General features: G+C 40.5%; 18 protein-coding genes. 13 read left to right on the forward strand and 5 right to left on the reverse strand.

Annotated features, from left to right (window positions below; genetic code table 11):
* Positions 1 to 39 precede the first annotated feature (39 nt).
* Positions 40 to 414 (reverse strand): Fur family transcriptional regulator, encoded by a 375-nt coding sequence (locus F0361_RS03385; RefSeq protein WP_154917226.1) that lies wholly within the window; start codon positions 412 to 414, stop codon positions 40 to 42.
* An 80-nt stretch (positions 415 to 494) separates the two neighbouring features.
* Between F0361_RS03385 and F0361_RS03390 the strand changes: the two genes are divergently transcribed.
* Together F0361_RS03390 and F0361_RS03395 are read left to right on the forward strand one after the other, a co-directional pair.
* Complete coding sequence (locus F0361_RS03390; protein WP_154917227.1) at positions 495 to 833, forward strand: MerC domain-containing protein; 339 nt, start codon at positions 495 to 497, stop codon at positions 831 to 833.
* A 5-nt stretch (positions 834 to 838) separates the two neighbouring features.
* Positions 839 to 1,747 carry an NAD(P)/FAD-dependent oxidoreductase gene (locus F0361_RS03395; RefSeq protein WP_154917228.1) on the forward strand — a complete coding sequence of 303 codons (909 nt, stop codon included), beginning with the start codon at positions 839 to 841 and terminating at the stop codon, positions 1,745 to 1,747.
* A 335-nt stretch (positions 1,748 to 2,082) separates the two neighbouring features.
* On the opposite strand, the gene F0361_RS03400 is transcribed toward F0361_RS03395, so the two are convergent.
* The 4 genes from F0361_RS03400 to F0361_RS18955 form a co-directional block, all read right to left on the reverse strand.
* A complete protein-coding gene (locus tag F0361_RS03400; protein ID WP_154917229.1) occupies positions 2,083 to 2,418 on the reverse strand; it encodes a hypothetical protein in 336 nt (111 codons plus the stop codon).
* A 326-nt stretch (positions 2,419 to 2,744) separates the two neighbouring features.
* Positions 2,745 to 3,785, reverse strand: a complete 1,041-nt coding sequence (locus tag F0361_RS03405) for a succinylglutamate desuccinylase/aspartoacylase family protein (protein WP_154917230.1) — start codon at positions 3,783 to 3,785, stop codon at positions 2,745 to 2,747.
* A gap of 304 nt (positions 3,786 to 4,089) precedes the next feature.
* Complete coding sequence (locus F0361_RS03410) at positions 4,090 to 6,267, reverse strand: TonB-dependent receptor (protein WP_154917231.1); 2,178 nt, start codon at positions 6,265 to 6,267, stop codon at positions 4,090 to 4,092.
* Positions 6,268 to 6,333: 66 nt separating this feature from the next.
* Entirely contained in the window at positions 6,334 to 6,663 is a 330-nt protein-coding gene (locus F0361_RS18955) for a DUF6660 family protein (RefSeq protein ID WP_394349865.1), read from the reverse strand.
* A gap of 789 nt (positions 6,664 to 7,452) precedes the next feature.
* Between F0361_RS18955 and F0361_RS03415 the strand changes: the two genes are divergently transcribed.
* From F0361_RS03415 to F0361_RS03465, 11 genes are all read left to right on the forward strand, one after another.
* Positions 7,453 to 8,142, forward strand: coding sequence for an ABC transporter ATP-binding protein (locus F0361_RS03415; protein ID WP_154917232.1), 690 nt, complete (start codon positions 7,453 to 7,455; stop codon positions 8,140 to 8,142).
* Positions 8,143 to 8,157: 15 nt separating this feature from the next.
* On the forward strand, positions 8,158 to 10,647 hold the full coding sequence (locus tag F0361_RS03420; RefSeq protein ID WP_154917233.1) for a TonB-dependent receptor: 2,490 nt from the start codon (positions 8,158 to 8,160) through the stop codon (positions 10,645 to 10,647).
* 3 nt (positions 10,648 to 10,650) lie between these two features.
* Complete coding sequence (locus tag F0361_RS03425) at positions 10,651 to 12,090, forward strand: ABC transporter permease (protein ID WP_154917234.1); 1,440 nt, start codon at positions 10,651 to 10,653, stop codon at positions 12,088 to 12,090.
* The gene (locus tag F0361_RS03430; RefSeq protein WP_154917235.1) at positions 12,091 to 13,431 is read left to right on the forward strand and encodes a DUF3526 domain-containing protein; all 1,341 of its coding nucleotides are present in this window, start codon (positions 12,091 to 12,093) and stop codon (positions 13,429 to 13,431) included.
* Positions 13,432 to 14,451: 1,020 nt separating this feature from the next.
* Positions 14,452 to 15,669, forward strand: a complete 1,218-nt coding sequence (locus tag F0361_RS03435) for a site-specific integrase (RefSeq protein ID WP_149304615.1) — start codon at positions 14,452 to 14,454, stop codon at positions 15,667 to 15,669.
* A 106-nt stretch (positions 15,670 to 15,775) separates the two neighbouring features.
* A complete protein-coding gene (locus tag F0361_RS03440) occupies positions 15,776 to 16,147 on the forward strand; it encodes an ArsR/SmtB family transcription factor (RefSeq protein WP_149304614.1) in 372 nt (123 codons plus the stop codon).
* A 1-nt stretch (position 16,148) separates the two neighbouring features.
* Entirely contained in the window at positions 16,149 to 16,772 is a 624-nt protein-coding gene (gene merTP / locus F0361_RS03445; RefSeq protein WP_149304613.1) for a mercuric transport protein MerTP, read from the forward strand.
* Between the two features lies 1 nt (position 16,773).
* Complete coding sequence (locus F0361_RS18870) at positions 16,774 to 16,971, forward strand: GDCCVxC domain-containing (seleno)protein (protein WP_149304612.1); 198 nt, start codon at positions 16,774 to 16,776, stop codon at positions 16,969 to 16,971.
* A 74-nt stretch (positions 16,972 to 17,045) separates the two neighbouring features.
* A complete protein-coding gene (locus F0361_RS03455) occupies positions 17,046 to 17,465 on the forward strand; it encodes an HYC_CC_PP family protein (protein WP_138257795.1) in 420 nt (139 codons plus the stop codon).
* Positions 17,466 to 17,607: 142 nt separating this feature from the next.
* Positions 17,608 to 21,405 (forward strand): efflux RND transporter permease subunit, encoded by a 3,798-nt coding sequence (locus tag F0361_RS03460; protein WP_154917236.1) that lies wholly within the window; start codon positions 17,608 to 17,610, stop codon positions 21,403 to 21,405.
* Positions 21,402 to 22,619, forward strand: coding sequence for a TolC family protein (locus F0361_RS03465; RefSeq protein WP_119638282.1), 1,218 nt, complete (start codon positions 21,402 to 21,404; stop codon positions 22,617 to 22,619). Before F0361_RS03460 ends, F0361_RS03465 begins: the two co-directional genes overlap by 4 nt.
* Positions 22,620 to 22,621: the final 2 nt, after the last annotated feature.

Raw genomic sequence — 22,621 nt, forward strand, 5'->3', positions numbered from 1 at the left:
ATGACTTTAATACACGAAAAGGGATACAAATACGTGCTTTTACCGGGAACAACTTGGACAGATACCAGATACCATAAAGTTGATTTTTTTTATCTCGTATTCCTTTGGTAGGTCAAATTGGGGTTCAACACTTTTAATACATGTAACAGTATTACAATTTTCGCAACTAAAATGGAGGTGTTGGTGAGAATGATTTTTATTACATTTTTTACAATTAGCATATTTGACTACACCATCTATATTCGTTATTTCGTGGATTAGATTCTCTTTAACCAGTCGATCCAAAACACGATAAATGGTTACCCTATTACAAAAACCTTGGGGCAGAATTTGCTGAACTTCCGTTTGTGACAAGGCTGTTTCTGATTTGTACAAGATTTCCAAAATAGCTTGTTTGGCGACAGTATTTCTCATACAAACAAAAATAATGCAACTCAGTTGCGTTTGCAAACGGTTTGATTATTTTTGCAACAAAGTTGCATTAATATTAAGACATGAAGCAAAAGTATTATGATTTAATAGGTATCTATTCGGCAACCTTATGCCTTATGCATTGCCTTTTGGCTCCCTTTCTATTGGTCTTGCCCATTGGTAGATTCCACCACCCTTTAATTGATGGCATATTCTTGACCATAGGAATTCTACCTGTTGTGAAAATTATCAAAAACAAAGTGCCCGTTTTTTTAAAGATATTGGTCCTTTGCTCCTTTTTACTAATAGCATTGGCCATTTTTATTGAAGCGGTCTACCACATAGAAAGTTCACTCATATATTTTGGAGCTACGGGCCTCATTATTTCACATTTTATCAATTACAAATATCATAGGCACTAAGAATCATGAATAAAAAATCAACTTTTGAAGTCGTTATAATTGGAGGAAGCTATGCCGGTCTTTCTGCAGCGATGGCATTGGGCCGTTCATTAAGACATGTGTTGGTAATTGATAGTAATGACCCTTGTAATAAAAGAACCCCAAACTCCCACAACTTTCTTACCCATGATGGAGAGACTCCATTGGCCATAGCACAAAAAGCAAAGAAGAAGTTGCTTGCCTATAGTACTATTGCGTTTTTGGAGGATTTAGCAATCGATGGTAGGTTTTTGGATAACTGCTTTGAAATAGAAACCCTATCCGGACAAACAGTTACAGCTAAAAAGTTAATTTTTGCTTCTGGAATAACGGATATTATGCATGATATCAAGGGGTTCTCGGCCTGTTGGGGAATTTCGGCCATTCATTGCCCGTATTGTCATGGATATGAGTTCAGAAATCAAAAAACAGGAATAATGGCAAATGGCGAAAGAGCCTTTCACCTTGCAGGCTTGGTAAACAACCTGACCGATGACTTGACCATATTCAGCCAAGGAAAAGCAGATTTTAGTCCTGAGGAAAGGCAAAAATTGAAAAGGAACAGAGTTAAAGTCAACGAATCACCAATAATCGAGTTCGAACATAGTAACGGGCATTTGGAACAATTACATTTTGAAAATGGTCAGAGCGAACCTTTCAAGGCAATTTACGCTTCCTTGCCTATTAGGCAAAAATCCGACATTCCTATTGCATTAGGATGTGAAGCGGATGAAATGGGGTTATTAAAAGTGGATTCCTTTCAAAAAACTAATATTCCGGGAATCTTCGCTTGCGGTGATAATTCAAGTAGAATGCGTTCTATAGCTTATAGTGTTGCTACGGGCAACGTTGCTGGCGCCATGGTAAATATGGAATTGGTTCATGAAAAATTTTGAATTTCTAAGAATGTAAGGGATAGAGGACATGAATATTCCAACTAAACTAGTAGTGTCTTAAGTGTTTTAGTCTGAAAATTTCCTTGAATTCCGAAGATTAGCAGTAATAATTACATCAAAAAGCTCGATTTTCTCAAAACTAATCGCTCTATTTTTCGACATATCCATCGTTAAATTGGCTTTATTCTCTGTGATTCCATTAGTCTTCCTTCATTTGAACACTTAATAATTTATTACAATGTAAGATCTAACCATTTCCCATACTTACTACTAAACTAAGAAAGCCGTTGATTCTGTAACGACCAATGGCTTTCATGAATTTTTAAAGTCAATTTTTATTCGGAAGTCTTCGTACTGTCCAATTTGGTCATGATATTATCAAGTTCATTTTCCATCATATCATGCTCCTTTTTCATGGCACTGTGTTCCTCCATAAGCTTTTGATGGGTACTCGTCATTTCCGACAATTGTGCCTCCATTTCGGCAGCGGATTTTTTACCAAAACCTTGTTTAAGTTCATTATGAGCTTCGAATATAGCATCATGTCCTTCAAGCATGGCATCATGCTTTTTTAAGATAGCTTCGTGTTTAGCTATATCCTCTAGAACGCTAGAATCCTTAATTTCCATGCCCTCAAGCTTCATCATGAAGTCCTGATGTTTTTTGCTCATAACACTATGAGTTGATTTGAACTCTGTATGTACTTCGGAGATGCTATTATGTTGATTTTGTAGTTTATCGAATTTTTCCGCTAGGTTTTTCTTCTGATTATCGCATCCGACAACTAAAAAAACACCGCTATAAAACTTACTAATGTTTTCATATATAGTTATTTATATTTATCACTAAAACTAAAAAAAGTATAATATTATCTTTAGCGCATTTCCAAGAATAATTAATAGAAATGCAAAATAGTGTAAACATAGTACCTTGACTATTAGTCATCCAGCTAGTAGGTTATAACCCTTAAAATTGATTATTTACGATTTTCTTTTACCTAATCCAATATTCCTAAACTTACCAAGGTCTCCCCTTTATTTATAGGGGGCGTTCCGACTATATACAAAACAATACCTGAATCATCGGCGATAATTTCCTCTAACTTTTCACCAAAGAAATTGGTAATATATCCTACTTTTTCTCCTTTTGCTATGCGGTCGCCGGCTTTTTTGTCGCTATAAAAGATTCCATCATGGTCACTTGTAATAGTAGCTCGTTTGGAGATAATTGTCGGTTTTTTTTTGATTACTTTTTTCTCGGGCAACATCTTTAAATGAGCCATTAATGAATAGAGAGCCGAAACAATCCTATCCCTCTCATCAATGCCGGGAATTCCCAGACGACCGCATTCGATATCCACTGCAGGTATTTGTCTATGAAAGGCCTCTTGGGAGCAATAAAGACTCGGTTGCAGCACCCGCTCTTCCGAAACATTGAACATAACCGTAAAATCAAAACCCATGGCCATTGCCATTTCACGCCCCATGTTCGAAGTTTCGGGAAAGGCCGGTGAATCATACCATGCGTTGTAGGGCATCAAATCTTCCGGAGAATCACCACCATGGACGTCAACAAAAAAATCAGATTTGGAGATGACTTCTTCAGTAATGGTATATGCCATACGTTCCGTAATGGATCCAGTGGGGCTTCCAGGGAATACGCGATTGAGATTCTTATCGTCCAATGGGTTCAGATTCGGGCTCCGTCCAAAAAAACCTGGCACGTTCGCCGCCTGTACCAAAATCACAGTACCTTTCAAAGTACTGGGGTCAAGATTTTTATTGATTTGTTGCGCTGCCAAAATTGGAGGGTATTCATAACCATGTACTCCTGCGGTAACCCCTAGCACTGGTCCGGACTTTAATCCATGGATTACCGTTACCGGAATGAAGGTACTATCCCTGCCATCGGTAACGGGAATCCTAAAATGTTTCTTCGTACCAGGTGCTATCTTAGTTTTTTGAAATAAAAAACCCTCCTGTCCTCTAGTTGGTCCAACAGCTGTCAAAAGCAATAAGCAGATAGTGAATAAGCGCATGTTTTTTTTACTAAAAATATCGTATTTTATATTGCTAATTATAGTCCTCAAAAATAAACTTTTTTCGTGATGCGCTTGTCCACATTTAGGAAACCTTCTAAAGCCATATTAAGGGGCAACGAGACAATATTTGGGCAATCCACCGACTACGCGACCATTGGCAACAATGTTGGACATCAAAACGTCCTTTTTTGACAGAAACGAAACTCAAAGGGCTGATAGCACTAAAATACCAGAAACAAATGCCTTGGTATTTAAAAGTCAAACAAAATTGGACTCGCCTGTCTTAGCAACAGGGTTTAGATTACATGATAATCTTGAAGCCTCCATTGATCACAAAACCGTCTACGGGAGCATAGATATCCAAAAACTGGGGATTTCCTATATTGCCCGTAAAAATTGTGCCGAATCTTGTCTGTCGGGTGTCCAAGAAGTTCTCAAAGTTAAGAAAAACAGAAAAATTTTCGCCTAGTTTCTTTTCGCTCATGAGTCCCATGATCCAGTACGATTGCCCAATTTCCCCATTGCTCAATTTCTGTGGACTGTAATAATATGCCTCCAGACCAACCCATAGGTTTTCTTCCTTTTCATACATCAAAACATTGTTCAGGCGATGTTTTGCTACCAAGGGAAAATCCATAACTATCCCATTTATTTTTTGTTTTACACTGGCATGCGTATATCCTGTAAACAGTTTAAAATCCCCGTATTTGGCCTTAAGATTGATTTCCGCTCCCCGGGTGTCCACGTAACCATCGGGCTGGTCAAAAACATAAAGCCCGTTCCCGTCCGCAACCAAAAGCAATGGGTCGCCAATTTTGGTATAAAAGAGTAGGGTATTGATTGACATGGTCATACCCGCCAATGGAACCCACTTGTAATTGATATCAAAATTTCCTCCCGAGGAGCGTTCCAAATCGGTTTCGTTCGTATTGATCGGCAACACATTTCTAAACTGCAACCGTTCGGCATCTTCAATGAATACCGTGGGGGTCTTGTATCCCATCCCGCCACCAAGCCTAAAGGTCAATGAATTGGCCGGTTCATAGAGAACGGATAACCTGGGCAATGCCAAGGCACCGTAATCTGAATGAAAATCGACCCTAAGCCCGGTCTCGACGGATAGCTTGTCGTCTATGGGCCATACGTTCTGTGCGAACAATCCATAAATCTGATAGGATTGATCCAGGGCCAAACTTTGATCTTCTCGGGTATCATTGAAATACTCCGTCCAAAGATTGCTCCCAAAGACCCATTCCAGGCCCTCCTCGGAATCCGTTGAAAAATTAAGTTCACTGAACGAAGATCTTTGATATCCCGAAAAAGTGAAATCAGGAATTTGAATGCTACGGTCGTAAAAACTGAAACTGTTCTTTACTTCGAACCGGTTTCTTTCATCAATGGAGTGGTTGAAGCTCAATTGGGTAGAGAATCGCTCGGTTTCATTGGATTCAAAGTATGGGTCCGCCACACTTTCCCCCTTTATAAAATCCAGATTTCCTCCAAGACGGTTTTCCCAGATGGCATTAAGGCCAAGCATCAATTCCGTATCTGTACCGAGATATGCATAAATTTTGGGATTTAATGTAAAGCGATCGAACTCTGGAATGGCGGTCAGGCCAATATCGGAGGGATCGTATGGGGTACCAAGATTATAAGAAGCAAAAATCGTTGTTCCCACCTTATTGAATTTTTCAGAATAGTATCCGCTCAAGTCTAAACCTAACGCGGAAGTCCCATTGGCCATAAAACTAAGTTCCGCTTCCTCACCCGGGGTCTTGGAGATAAGGTTTACCAATCCGGCTATGGCGCCGCCGCCATACAATGTTGAACTGGAACCTTTAATGACCTCGACCTGCTTTAGGTCCAATGGGGCAATCTGCATAAGGCTCAATCCGCTGGCAAATCCCGAGTAAAGGGGGAGCCCATCCCTTAAAAGTTGGGTATATTTACCGTCAAGGCCTTGAATGCGTATACTGGAGTTATAACTTGTTGCCGAAGTCTGCTGGGTCCTGATACCGGTACTTTCGTTCAGCAGCATTCGAATGTCCCCTGGTTTCATGTTTCCCTTTTCGGAAAGTTCCTCTCCGGCAATCACTTCAACACGTGTGGGTATATCATCGATTGTACGGGTGCTTCTGGTGGATACCAATGTAATTTCCTCGATTTCCTCCGTTTGGGGTACTAGGTAAATGGTCTTACCCTGTATATCCGTATTAAGTGGGAAGGATAGATTTAGTTCTTTTCGTGCATAACCTAGGTAGCTCAATCTAAGAAGATAATTGCCATCGGGAATTTCTTCCATAGATATCTTACCGTTATAGTCGGATATAGCGCCTTTTTCAATGGATTTGATTTGGGCAGTGACGCCCAATAAAGGTTCTCCGGTGAGGGAGTCCTTTACCTTAAGTTCAAGTTTGTTCTGTGCAAACGTTGATACCATCCCGAAAAGGGAGAGTACCAAAAATAATCGTGGATTCATTTTTTGGATTTTTTTGAAATATTTAAAAGGGATTTTGGTCGGGGGAGTTCGACCATGTAGTTTTATTTATATTTCAAAATATCTCGGAGGCTTAAGGGCTATGAAAAGTGCTTCTTTGGGCTGAAATCGAAGATAAGGGACAAAACCCTTTTTCAGAACATGTTCAATAGGAACCAAAACAATCTCATTGAAAGTCAAGGTAAACCCTACGCAACGGCCACAATTATAGAATGGGGAGCAGGGGCCTTCACTTTCATGGGGTTCTTCGTTTTGGGAACTTTCCCCACTGTTATCCTCGATCGTTAATATTTCCGCACATGAGTCTTCATCCTGGCAACATGGGTATGAAGACAGGAAAACTGTAAACAACGACAAAATAACTGCAAGCATTTTCATAGTTCAAAAGTAAAGAATATCGATAAGTAAATTATGCCACGGGATAAGTCAAAATGAATGGTATCAATAGAACTACGTGTTATTTACCGAATTTTGCGAGTAGTCTATGTTGATTTTCAAGTGTTTAATTTTCAAATCCCTTTATTCTAATCCACCTTTGGCATTAAAATTTTGATGGTTTTTCGGCTTTTAATTAGAACTTTTACCAAATATAAAAATCTACATATTGCGTAAAAGACCACTCTTTCATTAAAGTAATTGATATTTCTTTCTTAATAAGAAAAAAATGGAATAGTTTTGAAATCCATTATGAAGTTTAGGAATAACATATTTTTAGTCATTTTTATTGCCTTTTTCCTTTCAACAAAGGTGACTAGTTTACACGTGTTGGAGCATAATGATGATACGTCTTCCAGTAAGTGTGAACTTTGTGTTATAACCACTGCAGTTGGTTTCACCCCTTTATTCCATGTTAGTTCAGGAGTAGTTTTCCCAAGCAATATTTTTGTAGAATATGCAAAAGAAGGTTTTACTGTTAATCCACTAGCGGCTTATAATAAGGGTTTTTCCCATCTTCATGTAACAAGGCCTCCACCCCACCGGTCTTAATTCATTTAGAAATCTACATTTGCCGGAGAAGAATACATGTACCTTATTTAGGAGTTCGTATTCCCTCAATTCAAGTGTATCGTATAAATGAATACTTCTAGTACATCCTCCTGGTAAGGTTAAATGTACCTAAACAAAGCCTTAGAGAGGCTTTATAGCTATCAATTTAAATAATATCACATGCTAAAAGCAATAAATGTGACCAAATCCTATAATGGAAAGGTCGCCTTAAAAGACGTATCCTTTGAAGTTGGCAAAGGGGAAATATTTTGTCTTCTAGGACAAAACGGTGCCGGTAAAACTACTACCATCAACATTTTTCTTGGTTTTATAAAAAAAGACGGAGGACAGGCCTTTGTTGGTGAAAAAGAAGTTGGTAAGGACAATACCAACGCACTTACTGCCTATATTCCGGAAACGGTACAACTCTATGGCAATCTGACCGGCATCGAAAACTTGGATTTTTTTAGTCGTTTGGCAGGTTTCAATTACACTACGGACGAATTAGAGGCAATTTTAACTAAAACCGATTTACAATCTGAAGACCATCATCAAAGGTTGTCTTCCTACTCCAAAGGGATGCGACAAAAAGTAGGCATAGCCGTAGCCCTAGCAAAAAATGCAGAAGTCATTTTTATGGACGAACCAACCTCTGGCCTTGATCCAAAGGCTACCTCAGAATTTACCAAAATCTGTAAGGAACTGGCGGCAATGGGAAAGGTAATCTTTATGGCAACGCATGACATTTTTAACGCAGTGGAATTGGGGACAACCATAGGCATCATGAAAGAAGGTGTTTTGGCCCAGCAACTCAAGGCAGATGAAATCGATGCCGGTAAATTGAATCAATTATATCTTGAAACTATTTAACCACAACTAAATAAAATGAAAAAATATTTATTATGTATAAGCTTGTTGATCACCGCGCTATCTTTTGGGCAAACCATAACAGGCAAAGTGGTGGATTCGCAGTCCAATCCTGTATTAGGGGCCACAGTATCATATTCAAGTATAAATGGCAACAATGGTGGAGCAGTTACCGATGTGGATGGAAATTTCACATTGTCGCTCCCTCAGGAAGGTCAGTATAACCTGACCATTGCGTTCATTGGTTTTCGTTCCCTAAAATTGGACCGGGAATTCAATCAAAACCAATCCTACGATTTGGGTAGGCTTGAACTACAGGAGAGTGTTGAACAATTACAATCCGTTGAGGTTGTGGGCAGGGAAAGGCAAGACTACAATAGCGATTATTCCTTTTCTGCCACCAAAGTGGCCATTGCCAATAAAGAATTGCCACAGGCCATAACTACGGTAACCAAGGAATTATTGGCGGACAGACAAGCCTTTCAATTAGTGGAAGCGGTAAAAACAGTGAGCAACGTTGCACCAACCGGACTATACAACCATTATAATATTCGTGGTATTACCCAAGCAGATGATGGTCAAGTGTTGAACGGAATGCGAACAAGACAATATTATTTCCTTCAGCCCATTACCTCGCATTTGGAAAGGGTAGAAGTTATTAAAGGCCCCTCTTCAGTAACCTTTTCAAGTGCAGACCCTGGGGGTACGGTAAATATGGTGACCAAAAAACCCTTGCTCGAAAAACGTAACGAAGTTTCCATAGCCACGGGAAGTTTTGGAACCTTGCGGGCAACTGCGGATTTTACAGGACCTTTAAATGACTCCAAGACATTATTATACCGCTTTAATGCCGCATTCCAAGAGGCGGACTCCTTTAGGGACGTTGTAAACAATAATGCTTTATTGATAGCTCCTTCCTTTAGTTACATCCCAAATGAATACACCTCCTTGAATGTGGAAATGATTTATAATGATGCCAAGGGTAACCTGGATAGGGGCCAGCCTATTTTTGGTGCCATCAATGGGGAATTTGATATAAATAGCACTCCAATTACCAGAAATGTAGGTGCTTCAAACGACCATTACAAGAACAAGGAGTTTATTTTCATGACCAATTTCAGTAAAAAATTTACCAAAAACTTTGGCTTTAACGCGCAATACATGAAGCAGACATGGGACGAGGATTTGGCCGAACACAGAGTTGACGGTACTGCTGTAGACATCGATGGAAACGTGATTCCCACCTTGGCCAGAATGCGTTATGATAGTAGACAACAATACTGGGAAACCGATAATTTCAGCGGATTTTTTAATTACGACATTAAAACCGAAAAGATTACCAATAAAATTTTAGTAGGTTATGATGCCACCCGTTGGGAACGTAAAAATGGTGCTGGTTTTCTTCGTGCCAGAAGATATTTGACAGTGGGTGGAGGACAGGCCAATTATGACCCTAGTAATCCGGATAACTTTCAACAAATGACGGTTGATGGTGTTACCATGCCGGTTCCCGCAGTTCCTCACTTTAATTTGGAAGACCCCTTTAATGGCGCTAGAAATACCAATGCCTATAACCTTTCGGAACTGACAATTCCTGCAAATCTTAACACTAGTGATGGTATTTATATTCAGAACCAGTTCAAAATTGGAAAATTCTCCGCATTGTTAAACTTAAGGTATGAATGGTTTAATGATATATTTGATTATGAGGGAGATGAACAGGAATTTAAGGCAAATGCATTGGTTCCAAGAATAGGTTTGACATATGAGGTAACTGATAAAATAAGTGCCTATGCTACCTATTTGGAAGGTTTTCAGCCACATACCAATACAGTATCCTTATCACCAACTGCGGAAGGATTCTTCTGGGCAGCGTCCCCTGGAAGGTTTGATCCCTTGGAAAGTAGTTTAAAAGAAGTTGGTTTTAAAGGGGAATTCTTGAACGGAAAGGTATTTGCAAACCTGGCCGTTTTTGATATCAACCAAAAGAATATTTTACTTGGGGACACCTACGATTTAGACAACTTGACTACAAGAGGTGAGCAACGGAGTAGAGGTTTTGAGATGGATATTTCCGGTTATGTATCTCCCAACTTTCAATTGATAGCATCCTATGGTTATAACAATGCAGAAATTGTAGAGGATGCCATTGAAGAATTTATTGGTGAACGTATTGGGGGTGCCCCAAGGCACAATGCGAACTTTTGGGGACGTTACGATTTCACAAATGAAACCTTAAAAGGAATCGGACTTGGTTTGGGCGCACAGTATATGGATGAAAGGTTTACGTGGTATAATCCCACATATGCAACGGACAGGGTATTATTGCCAGACTACACCGTATTTGATGCCGCCATTTACTATAGACCAAATAACACGGGAATGCAGTTGACATTAAAAATTAACAATTTGTTCGATGTAACATATTGGTTGGGAGGATTGAATCCGGCCAGATTAGGACCTGGTGCTCCACGTAACATGCTTTTAAATGCTACTTATAAATTTTAGAAAATGCGTAAAAATGTTATTGTTTTATTGGCAAAGCAATTTTGGAAAGATGCCTTTAGGTCCAGGGTGATGGCCATTGCTTTGGGCCTAATGGTAGTACTATTAGTATTTTCGACCTATACGGGTTATGAAAATTATCATGAACAAAATGTTACAAGAAATGTAATACAAGATGAGGTTCAAGAGAGTTGGGAAAGTAATCCTGATAAACATCCCCATCGAATGGCCCATTATGGTTCTTTTGCCCTGAGAGTGAAACACGTTTTGAGTGTTTTTGATATGGGTATGGAGAATTTTGTGGGAAACGCGGTATTTCTTGAAGCCCATAAACAGAATACCGTTAATTTTTCCGAAGCTAGCATGTCAACTGGATTGCTACGTTTTGGCGAAGTGAGTTTGGCGATGTTGCTTAAAATTATTGTCCCATTACTTATTTTCTATTTGGGCTTTGCTACCATCGCCAGGGAGCGGGAAAACGGAACCTTAAAACTTTTGATAGGACAAGGTATAAAACGTAAGGAAATTGTGTTTGGAAAGTGGTTGGGACTTTGGAGCTTATCCCTGTTGTTTCTTGGTTCGGTTTTTATGGTGGTCTTGTTCTTTGTTTTGACGGAAGACCATGATGTGTTTTTCGCCGATAGCTTAGGCAGATATGGGGTATTGTTGATTTCATATTTGCTATTCTTTGGTGTTTTAAGTGCCATTACCCTATTGATTTCGGCATTTAGTGAAACAGCCAAAGGCGCCCTGGTAAAACTTTTGGGTATTTGGTTGTTGTTCGTAATTATCGTACCCAAATCGTTACAGGCAGTAGGCTATTATTTGTATCCCACTCCATCCAAAATCGAAATGGAAACGGCCGTGGAACACGATTTAAAACAATTGGGGGATAGTCACAATCCCAATGATCCACACTTTAAGGCAATGAAAGACTCTGTTTTACTTGCCTACAATGTTTCGGACGTGAACGATTTGCCTTTCAACTATAGCGGATTTGTAATGTCCCAGGGCGAAAAATTGAGTTCACAGGTGTATTTAAGCCATCAAAATGATCTTTACAAAGTATACGGGCTGCAGAACAATTTGGAAAGGTTCTCCGCTTTTATAAATCCGTATTCTGCCATTAAAAATCTTTCCATGGCATTTTCAGGAACCGATTTTGAATCTTTCCTTCATTTTAAGGACAAGGCAGAAACTTACCGATATCATTTAGCACAGGAAATGAACCGCTTGCAAATGGAATTAATTCCGAATAGCGGCCAAGAAGGTCCTAACCAGATTTCTAGCGATTATTGGAAAAAGTTTCCCCCTTTCAAATATTCATTTTTAAATATATCCCAAGTGTTTCGCAACGAATGGGTTTCCATAGCTGCTCTTTTATCATGGAGTATACTATCGGTTATGGGGTTATTAAGATTATCAATCAATCTAAAGGCATTGTAGATGTATAAATTGTTGTTTAAGTCCTTTTTTAGGACCAAGATATTTTTAGTGAGCCTGGTCTTACTTTTAGTTGTTGGTGTCATCAGTATTTTTATTGGGAAGCAGTACTTGGTCAAACAAGAAAAAGCTATTGTCGCAGCAGAGCATTTTCAAGAGCAAAGCATTAAAAACAATGTGGAATACCATATGGATGATTTAGGCCTTGTATTGTATTATTTGCGTTTTACGTTAATGAAAAAGCCAGTGAATATGAGTGCCATTTCCATTGGCCAGAGCGATGTAAACCCCTTGATGCAGGCCGTAACCATTCGCAATCTTGAAGGGCAGAAGCATGACACGGATTTTGAGAACCCTTCTTTGTTAATGTCGGGAAATCTTGATTTAGGATTTGTCATCATATATCTTTTTCCATTGGTATTGATTGCCATGACCTTTAACCTGTATTCTGAAGAAAAGGAATTGGGTACCTGGCGAATTTTATCGGCGCAAACCGCCGGTAAAATGGGATTTTTATTAAAAAAGATGGGGATAAGAATAGGTTTTGTTTTTGCCATTTTATTTCTTCTCTTGGCTTTGGCAGCTATCATCCTACAAATACCCTTAGATGCTAATTTTTGGGCGTTGGGCTTCCAGAGTTTATTATATGTATTGTTTTGGAGTGCACTCTGTTTGTTTGTGGTTAGTTTTCAAAGAAGTTCCAGTGTTAATGCGCTATCCTTGATTTCAATTTGGGTCGTACTTACCGTTCTATTGCCAGCTATGGTCAATAATTACGTCTTAAACAAATATCAGGTACCAGAAGCTTTAGAAGCCATGATAGAGCAGCGGGATGGTTATCACGAAAAATGGGATTTGGAGAAGGATATTACTATGGATCCTTTTTTTAAGGTATACCCACAGTATAGTAATTATTCAGTTCCGGATGACAAGTTTAGTTGGATTTGGTACTATGGTATGCAGCACATGGGTGATATGGAATCGCATGAATCCAGTCAAGAAATGAGGGAAAAAATACTTTTGCGAAACAAGGTGAGTGAAACCGTTGCGCTTTTTGTTCCCACCATGCACGCCCAACTTAGCTTTAATAAACTGGCAGGTACGGATATGGTGAGTCATCAAGAATTTTTAGACGCCCTTACCCAATTCCATGAAAAGCTCAGAGTTGGTTTTTATACCGATATTTTTGATGAAAAGTCTGCCAATACTATAGACTGGACTAAATATGAAGCCAAGTTCTATGAACTAAACCGAAGTTTTAGCTGGTTAAGGGTATTGTTACCAACCTTGGTCATCACCTTCCTCGTAGGAATTATTGGAATTATAAAATTGAAGCAATTATAATAAAAGACGAATTTCAACTTTACCAACAATCCATTTATGATATACCATCAATAGAATTTAACTGTGCCTAGAACAATAGAAAATTGCTTTGATTTTAATACGCAAGCCAGTGTCAATGGAGAAACTATCTTTGAGGGTAATTACAAAACCATCCATCGGACATTTTCTCAAATGATAGAAAGAGCATCTGATAATGTCACTTTGATGCCCAGTAATATCTTAGGAAGTAGCCTCTTAAGTTGGGATAGTCTTAAAAAAATAATTCTACGGTAAAGAGCACCCTCGAACTTGGTATTGTAGAATGGTTGGGCATTGAAATAATCTGAAATTTGAGGAATACCTGTACAAATAATAACCTTAGCCAAATCAAGTACAAAAATTTGATTTCATTAATTACAGTGTGTTTTGTCGAATTTTAATTTTGGTTCTAATCCGAGTTCCATGAGAACCTTAAATAAAAAACTTAATAAGAATGGGGCTTAAAAGAGTACAGAAGGTTGATAGTTAACCGAATAGGTCTCGCGGACACCTGATTTTAAGGTGTTTTTGGTATATTTATAAAATATAAAAACCCGATAATCAAGGCTTAATATAGTTTCAGTCGGGGTGCCAGGATTAGAACCTATGACCTAATTTTCCAAAAAAAGTATTAAGGACAATAGCTACACCAAGGTAGAGCAAAAAAAATTAAAATACTGTACCTATGTTGTACCCAAAATAAAAAAAGCCGACTCCTAAAAGTCGGCTTTCCCTTTGTACAGGCGGAGAGACTCGAACTCTCACACCTTGCGGCACTAGATCCTAAGTCTGGTATATATTGCACCAATAAAACATAAATTAATTCATTTTCAATGACTTATGTTTTTGCTCATTTTATTTAAAGTCAATTAATATCAGTTAATATCAACATTTGTTGTACCTATGTTGTACCCAAAATTCCTAATAAAGACGTATCTTTAGAATGAATTTTTGACAAGATGTTGTACCTGATTTGGCTTTCGTCTCTAAACCAGGTTCAAAATGTCAACAAGTGCAAAAATAATTCTTCGCAAAAAGCCTAACGCAACAGGGCTGTATCCGCTTGCAATTAGGATAACCAAAGACCGTCGTTCAACTTACAAACACATAGGCCATTACATTGAATTAGAGGATTGGGACTCTAAAAACCTAAAGGTAAAAAAATCGCATTCTGAAGCTGAAAGCCTGAACAATTTGATAGCTTCCAAACTATCCGAAGCCAGAAAAGGGCTTATTGCATTACAGACGGATAATAAAGCTGCTACTGCTCGACAAATCAAAAAAGAAATATATAAGCCAACTTCGAGCTTAACTTTTTTTGATTTTGCTGACGAGCATCTTGAAGCCTTAGAAGCTGAAAAGAAAATCAATCGCCATTCTACAGATTCAGCTTGGGTGAGTTATATAGAAAAATACTGCTCTGGCCGACATTTGACTTTCCAAGAAATCGATGAGCGCTTTCTCAAAAAATTCAAGATTTATTTAAAAGGTTCTTGTTCATTAACTGAAACTACTGCAATGAATGTAATGGTCTTGATAAGGCTACTGTTTAATAGAGCCATTCGGGATAAAGTTGTTAGCAAGGAAATATACCCCTTTGGCAAGGGTAAGTTTAAAATCAAATTTCCCGAAACCACAAAAACAGGGCTTACAGGTAAAGAAATAAAAGCCCTTGAAAGTGTTGCTGAACTAACTAATATGGAAAGACATTCATTGAACGTTTGGTTGTTCAGTTTCTATTTTGCTGGAATGCGTGTTTCGGATGTGTTGTTTATAAGATGGTCCCAGATTTATGATGGGCGATTGCATTATAGAATGGGAAAAAATTCAAAGTTACTGTCCCTTAAAATTCCAGCTAAGGTTGAAAAAATCTTGCTACAGTACATTGAGGACAGAGTAAATGATGATGACTTTGTTTTCCCAGAAATGAAAAAAGCCGACTTATCTGATGCGAAAGACATATATCGAAAGAAAAAAGTAGCAAACAAAAAATTCAATGACCACCTCAAAAAGATTGCAAAAAGAGCAGGCATCCAGAAAAAAGTTACGATGCACATTGCTCGACATTCTTTTGGCAATATTGCAGGCGACAACATTCATCCACTAATGCTTCAAAAATTATATCGCCATACGGATTTGAAAACCACCATTAACTATCAAGCTAATTTTATTCATAAAGATGCTGACGATGCTTTGGACAGTGTGGTAAATTTTTTATAATAACATATTTTCTTAAAAACTCTAACCTATTAGAAAAACAAAATAAATATATTTAAGCATTTGCTTAAATAATTATATAATTGTAGCTTTACTCAAAATTGTAATTATGTCTCTTGAATTAAGTTGCACCCGTGCCGAGGCAGACCAGAAGCAATTGATGCGCTGTCGTGAGACGTTGAAAACAAGTTCAGAATCAATCAACAGTATTGGCAAGGTACTCGCCCTGACAGGTAATGAGACCAGACTGAAGATACTTTTCCTCTTGAACGAGGAAGGTGAACTTTGTCCTTGTGATTTCTCGGATATACTGGAAATGAGCGTACCCGCAATTTCGCAGCATATCCGTAAAATGAAGGATGCAGGATTGATAACTTCGAGACGTGATGGCCAAACGTTGTACTACTCCTTGGTCAAGGATTCAAGCAATGTGTTGGAAGGGATATTCGGCAAGCTTAAAGAAAACAAAAAAGTAGCATAGAATGAACACATCCAAATCATCAAATACAGCAGCGTACACCGGAATTTTCACAGCGGTCGCTGCCTCAGTCTGTTGCATCACACCAGTGCTTGCACTATTGGCAGGAACAAGCGGGATTGCATTTACCTTTTCTTGGGTAGAGCCTTTTAGACCCTATCTCATAGGCCTGACCTTATTGGTAATTGCATTTGCTTGGTACCAGAAGCTAAAGCCAAAATCACAGCACGAAATTGATTGTGCCTGTGAAGATGATGACCTGCCTGTCGGCAAGGCAGGGAAACCTTCCTTTCTACAATCAAAAACATTTCTGCTTATTGTGACCCTCTTTGCTGGACTGATGTTGGCATTTCCCTATTATTCCGGAATTTTTTATGCCCAACCAACCAAGGAAATTGTATATGTGCAATATGATAATATTGTTGAAAAAACCTTTACCGTCGAAAGAATGACCTGTACGGGTTGCGAAAACCACATTGAGAGAGAGGTCAACAAGTTGGACGGTATAATTTCCGTGGAGGCCAGCTATGAAGAGGGCAATACAAGCGTCAAATACGACCGCACCAAAGTAACTGAGGAACAAATTATAAAGGCTATCAACAGTACAGGTTATAAAGTTTCTGAATAATATGAAAAATACTATAATAAAATCCACCATTACTTGTCCCAAGTGTGGGCATCAAGAAGAAGAACAAATGCCTACCGATGCTTGTCAGTTTTTTTATGAGTGTAAAAACTGTAAGGAAGTAATTCGACCAAAGGAAGGCGATTGTTGTGTGTATTGTTCATATGGCACTAAGGCTTGTCCACCCGTTCAAATGATGTAAAATGTTGTGAATGAGTCAAATTAAAATTTCGTTAAACCCATTAAAAACTGTTAAAATTTTGTAATTTTGCATCGATGAAAAAGGTTTTCCATAAAATATTATCTGTTTTAATGGCATTTGTAGTGATGTTCACTACGATGTCATTCACGGTTGATATACACTACTGCGGGGACTCTTTGGTCGATTTTAGTTTCTTCACAAAGGCAGAAACCTGCGGAATGGAAAAGGCACAACCAACCACGGGTTGTGAAAATCCTTCAATGAGCAATAAATCGTGTTGCTCAGACCAAAAAATCGTGAAGGAAGGTAGCGACGACCTTAAAACATCATTCAACAAACTTACTTTTGAGCAACAAACCTTCGTTGCCACATTTTTCTACACCTATATCAATCTTTTCGAGGGACTTGATGAAAATATCGTTCCCTTCAAGGATTACTCGCCCCCCTTTATTGAACGGGACGTTCAGATACTCTACGAGACTTATTTAATTTGATTTTTAGACAGTAGCCCGATTCCGATACCCATCGGAACGGCACTAAGCCCAACGGTTATCCCGTTCTGGGCACGTTTTGTTGTATTCAACTTTTAGAATTGCAACAAGCCACAATTGTATAACTGTCTAATTATCATTTTATATGCTGAACAAAGGCATAAAATTCCTTATAGAAAATAAGCTCGTTGCGGTACTGATGCTAGCCCTTTTCGTGGGTTGGGGTATCGTGAACGGACCCTTTAATTGGGACACCGGAATATTGCCCAATGACCCTGTGGCCGTGGATGCCATACCCGATATTGGCGAAAACCAACAGATTGTTTTCACCAAGTGGCAAGGGCGCTCTCCTCAGGATATCGAGGACCAGATTACCTACCCGCTCACCACTTCCCTTCTCGGAATACCTGGCGTCAAGACCATTCGTAGTTCTTCGATGTTCGGGTTTTCCAGTATCTACATCATTTTTGAAGAGGACATCGAATTCTACTGGTCGCGTAGCCGCATCCTCGAAAAGCTCAATTCGCTACCCAGCGGTCTGTTGCCCGATGGTGTCAATCCCGCCTTGGGCCCGGATGCCACGGGATTGGGACAGATTTTTTGGTACACTCTGGAAGGTCGTGACAAAGAGGGAAACGTTACAGGTGGATGGGATTTACAGGAACTACGAAGCATACAGGATTACTACGTAAAATATGCGCTCTCTTCTGCAAGCGGTGTAAGTGAAGTGGCATCCATTGGCGGATACGTTCAGGAATACCAAGTGGATGTTGACCCCGAAAAGATGCGGCAGTACAACATCGGTCTGGCGGATATTGTAAAGGCCGTTAGGGAAAGCAATCAGGACATCGGTGCGCAAACCTTGGAAATGAACAAGGCCGAATACCTGGTGCGCGGTCTGGGGTACGTAAAATCCATAGCCGATATAGAAAATGCGGTAGTCGATTCCGAGAATTTCACTTCCATCAGGATAAAGGATGTAGGCAAGGTACACTTGGGACCAGCTACACGTCGCGGCATTTTGGACAAGGAAGGTGCCGAAGTCGTGGGCGGTGTGGTAGTTGCCCGTTACGGTGCCAATCCGCTGGAAGTCATCAATAATGTCAAAGACCAAATCGACGAGGTAAGCTCGGGGCTTCCTTCAAAAGAACTGGCCGACGGTAGAACCTCCCAAGTCACTATTGTCCCCTTTTACGACCGTACCGAACTCATTCAAGAAACCTTGGGTACGCTCAACGAGGCCCTGACCTTGGAAATCCTGATTACCATTTTGGTCATTATCATAATGGTTTTCAATCTCAGAGCATCCATATTGATTTCTGGATTATTGCCCGTGGCGGTGTTGATGGTCTTTATCACGATGAAGCTCTTTAATGTGGATGCGAACATTGTGGCACTTTCGGGTATCGCCATTGCTATTGGTACGATGGTAGATGTCGGGGTCATCCTTGCCGAAAATATGATTCGACATCTGGAAGATGAAGACTTGCGGGTAAACAAAAACGGTCAACCCTATACAACAAACGAAATCGTTTACAACGCCACATCCGAAGTTTCCGGCGCTATTGTTACTGCTGTAATGACTACAATAATTAGTTTCCTTCCGGTGTTTACGATGATTGGTGCTGAAGGGAAACTCTTTCGACCATTGGCATTTACCAAAACAATGGCATTGGCCGCTGCACTCGTTATTGCCCTATTCCTTATACCGCCATTCGCAGCCACTTTCTTTAGAAAGACCGAAATGCGGGAACGGCTCAAATATGCCATCAATGGGCTTTTAATCCTTTTGGGAATCACCGCAGTGATTTTTGGGTATTGGATAGGATTGGTACTTGTCGCTTTTGGCTTGGTAGCCATTTTATCGATGCGTGTTACGCTTTCGCGAAATCGAGCTGGCGAGATTCACGACCAAAGGGAGAGCGTAGCGGTAAAGCAAAAAAATCTCATCAATACGGCTATTGCCACAATCGCAGTTGTATTCCTATTGGCTGAATACTGGCGACCGCTCGGCTTCGACCGCAGCCTGATTATGAACCTCATTTTTGTAGCGGTAAGCTGTTTTGGTGTTCTGGGCATCTTTTCGCTACTCAGAAAATACTACGATAGCATCTTAAGATGGGCATTGCAAAACAGATTGCTGTTCTTGATAATTCCCACCACATTGCTGGTTCTCGGTTTCTTCATAATGCGCAACACGGGTAAGGAATTTATGCCAGCGCTCAACGAGGGTTCGTTCCTGTTGATGCCTACCTCGCTACCGCACTCAGGTGTAGCCGAAAATAAACGGGTCTTGCAACAATTGGATATGGCGGTGGCCACCATCCCTGAAATCGAGACCGTGGTCGGAAAGGCAGGCCGCACCGAATCCGCGCTTGACCCGGCACCGCTTTCGATGTACGAGAACGTGATTCAGTACAAGTCGGAATATATGCGCAACGCTTCAGGGGAACGGCAACGCTATCGGGTAAACGACGACGGACTTTTTGTATTGAAAAATGATAGGTTCCATATTAATCCGAACAACGAAGTAGAAAACGATGCCAGTTATGAAGCATCCCAATTGCAAACTACCATCACAAGAAACGAATTGATTCCCGATGATGATGGCGAGTACTACCGAAACTGGCGACCTGAAATCCAGAGCCCGGATGATATCTGGAACGAAATCGTCAGGGTCACTAAACTGCCCGGTATTACTTCCGCCCCTAAGTTACAGCCTATCGAAACCCGATTGGTGATGCTGCAAACGGGTATGCGCGCGCCAATGGGCATTAAGGTCAAGGGGCAGGACTTACGGGAAATCGAAGCTTTCGGCTTGGAACTCGAAGAAATATTGAAACAGGCCGAAGGTGTAAAAGAACAGGCCGTATTTGCCGACCGTATCGTGGGCAAACCCTATCTGTTGGTGGATATCAAACGGGAACAGTTGGCGCGTTACGGGGTTTCGATTATGGACGTACAGGAAATCCTGCAAGTGGCCGTAGGTGGGATGCCCCTGACCCAAACAGTCGAAGGTAGGGAACGCTACGCCGTTAGGGTACGCTACCCACGAGAGCTGCGTGATAATCCGACCGACCTAAAGAATATCTACGTTCCCGTGGAAAAAGGAAGCCCCGTTCCCCTTGGCGAACTCGTGGACATCCGGTATGAGCAAGGTCCGCAGGTCATCAAAAGTGAGGACACCTTCTTGGTCGGCTATGTTTTATTTGACAAGCTGGACGGCTTTGCCGAAGTGGATGTGGTGGAAAATGCCCAGGCCTTGATTCAAGAAAAGATAGACAGCGGCGAACTGACCGTACCCAAAGGCATCAGCTACAAGTTTACGGGCACCTATGAAAACCAGTTGCGTGCAGAGAAAACCCTGTCCATCGTGGTTCCGCTATGCTTGATTATCATATTTCTCATTCTATACTTTCAGTTTAAATCGGTCACCACCTCATTGATGGTATTTACCGCCATTGCCGTAGCATTTGCAGGTGGCTTTGTGATGATTTGGCTCTATGGACAAGACTGGTTTCTCAATTTCAATTTGTTCGGTGAGAACCTTCGCGAGTTGTTCAATATCAAAACTATCAACCTGAGCGTTGCGGTCTGGGTCGGATTCATCGCACTCTTTGGTATTGCTACCGATGACGGTGTGGTGATGGCAACCTATCTCGACCAATCTTTCGATAAGGAAAAACCGAATGACAAACCGGGCATTCGTCAAGCTACCCGTGAAGCGGCAGGCAAGCGTATCCGTCCCTGTTTGATGACGACCGTAACGACCGTTCTTGCCTTGTTGCCAGTGCTAACATCCACCGGAAAGGGAAGCGATATAATGATTCCAATGGCCATTCCCATTGTGGGTGGGATGCTCGTTGATGTAACCTCATATTTCCTGTTGCCCGTACTATATAGCTGGCGGGAAGAAAATCAACTTAAACGAGCGAGCAAATGAAAAATGTAAAAATCATCATCGGATTATTGCTTGTTTCTTTTTACGCGGAAGCGCAAGAGCTTCAATCTTATATACAGGAAGCAGAAGCGAACAATCCAGATATTCAGGCTTACGAGCTGCGGTACAATATCGCCGAAGAAAAAGTGAACGAAGTCAATACGCTACCTAATACTGTGGTAAGCGCAGGATACTTTGTAAGCGAACCCGAAACCCGAACGGGTGCGCAACGGGCACGATTTTCGATTTCGCAGATGTTGCCGTGGTTCGGTACGATAACGGCACGGGAAAACTATGCCAGCTCAATGGCGGAAACCGAGTTTGTTGAAATTGCCATTGCCAAACGAAAACTGGCACTTTCGGTCGCCCAATCCTACTATCAACTATATGCCATCAATGCGAAACAGGATGTACTGGACGAAAACATCCAACTACTACAAACTTACGAACGGTTGGCATTGACCTCTGTGGAAGTGGGCAAGGCTTCCGCAGTTGATGTTCTACGGTTGCAGATTCGCCAGAACGAACTGCAACAACAAAAAGAGGTCTTGCAGGAGGAGTATTTGGCGGAACAGGTCAGCTTCAACAATCTTTTGAACCGAAAGGAAAGCATTGCCGTTGAAATCGTCCCAGAAATGACCATCCCAACGGAAGACCCGATATACAGCGATGAAGGATTGGCGCTTAATCCCGAACTGCTCAAATATGATAGACTTTACGAGTCCATTGAACAATCCGAATTGCTGAACCAAAAGGAAAGTGCCCCGAACATCGGTTTTGGATTGGACTATGTACCCGTTTCCGAACGTCCCGATATGACCTTTAGCGACAACGGCAAGGATATCGTGATGCCAATGGTATCGCTGTCCATACCTATTTTCAACAACCGCTATTCATCGGTTTCCAAACAGAACGAACTGAGACAACTGGAAATCGAATCACAAAAAACAGAGCGTTTGAATGTACTTGAAACCGCTTTCGCGAAAGCAAAATCACAGCGCAATCAAGCCCGTATTCAGTTCAATACCCAAGAAAAGAGTTTAATGCAGGCTAACGATGCCGAGGAAATATTAATAAAGAATTATGAAACGGGAACCATCGATTTTAACGATGTGCTGGACATTCAGGAATTGCAACTGAAATTTCAGATGAACCAAATCGAATCCATAAAGATGTATTACGTGCAATCAGCACTTTTAAACTATTTAATAAATTAAAA

Source organism: Maribacter flavus, assembly GCF_008386635.1.
In the GTDB taxonomy this organism is placed as follows: domain Bacteria; phylum Bacteroidota; class Bacteroidia; order Flavobacteriales; family Flavobacteriaceae; genus Maribacter; species Maribacter flavus.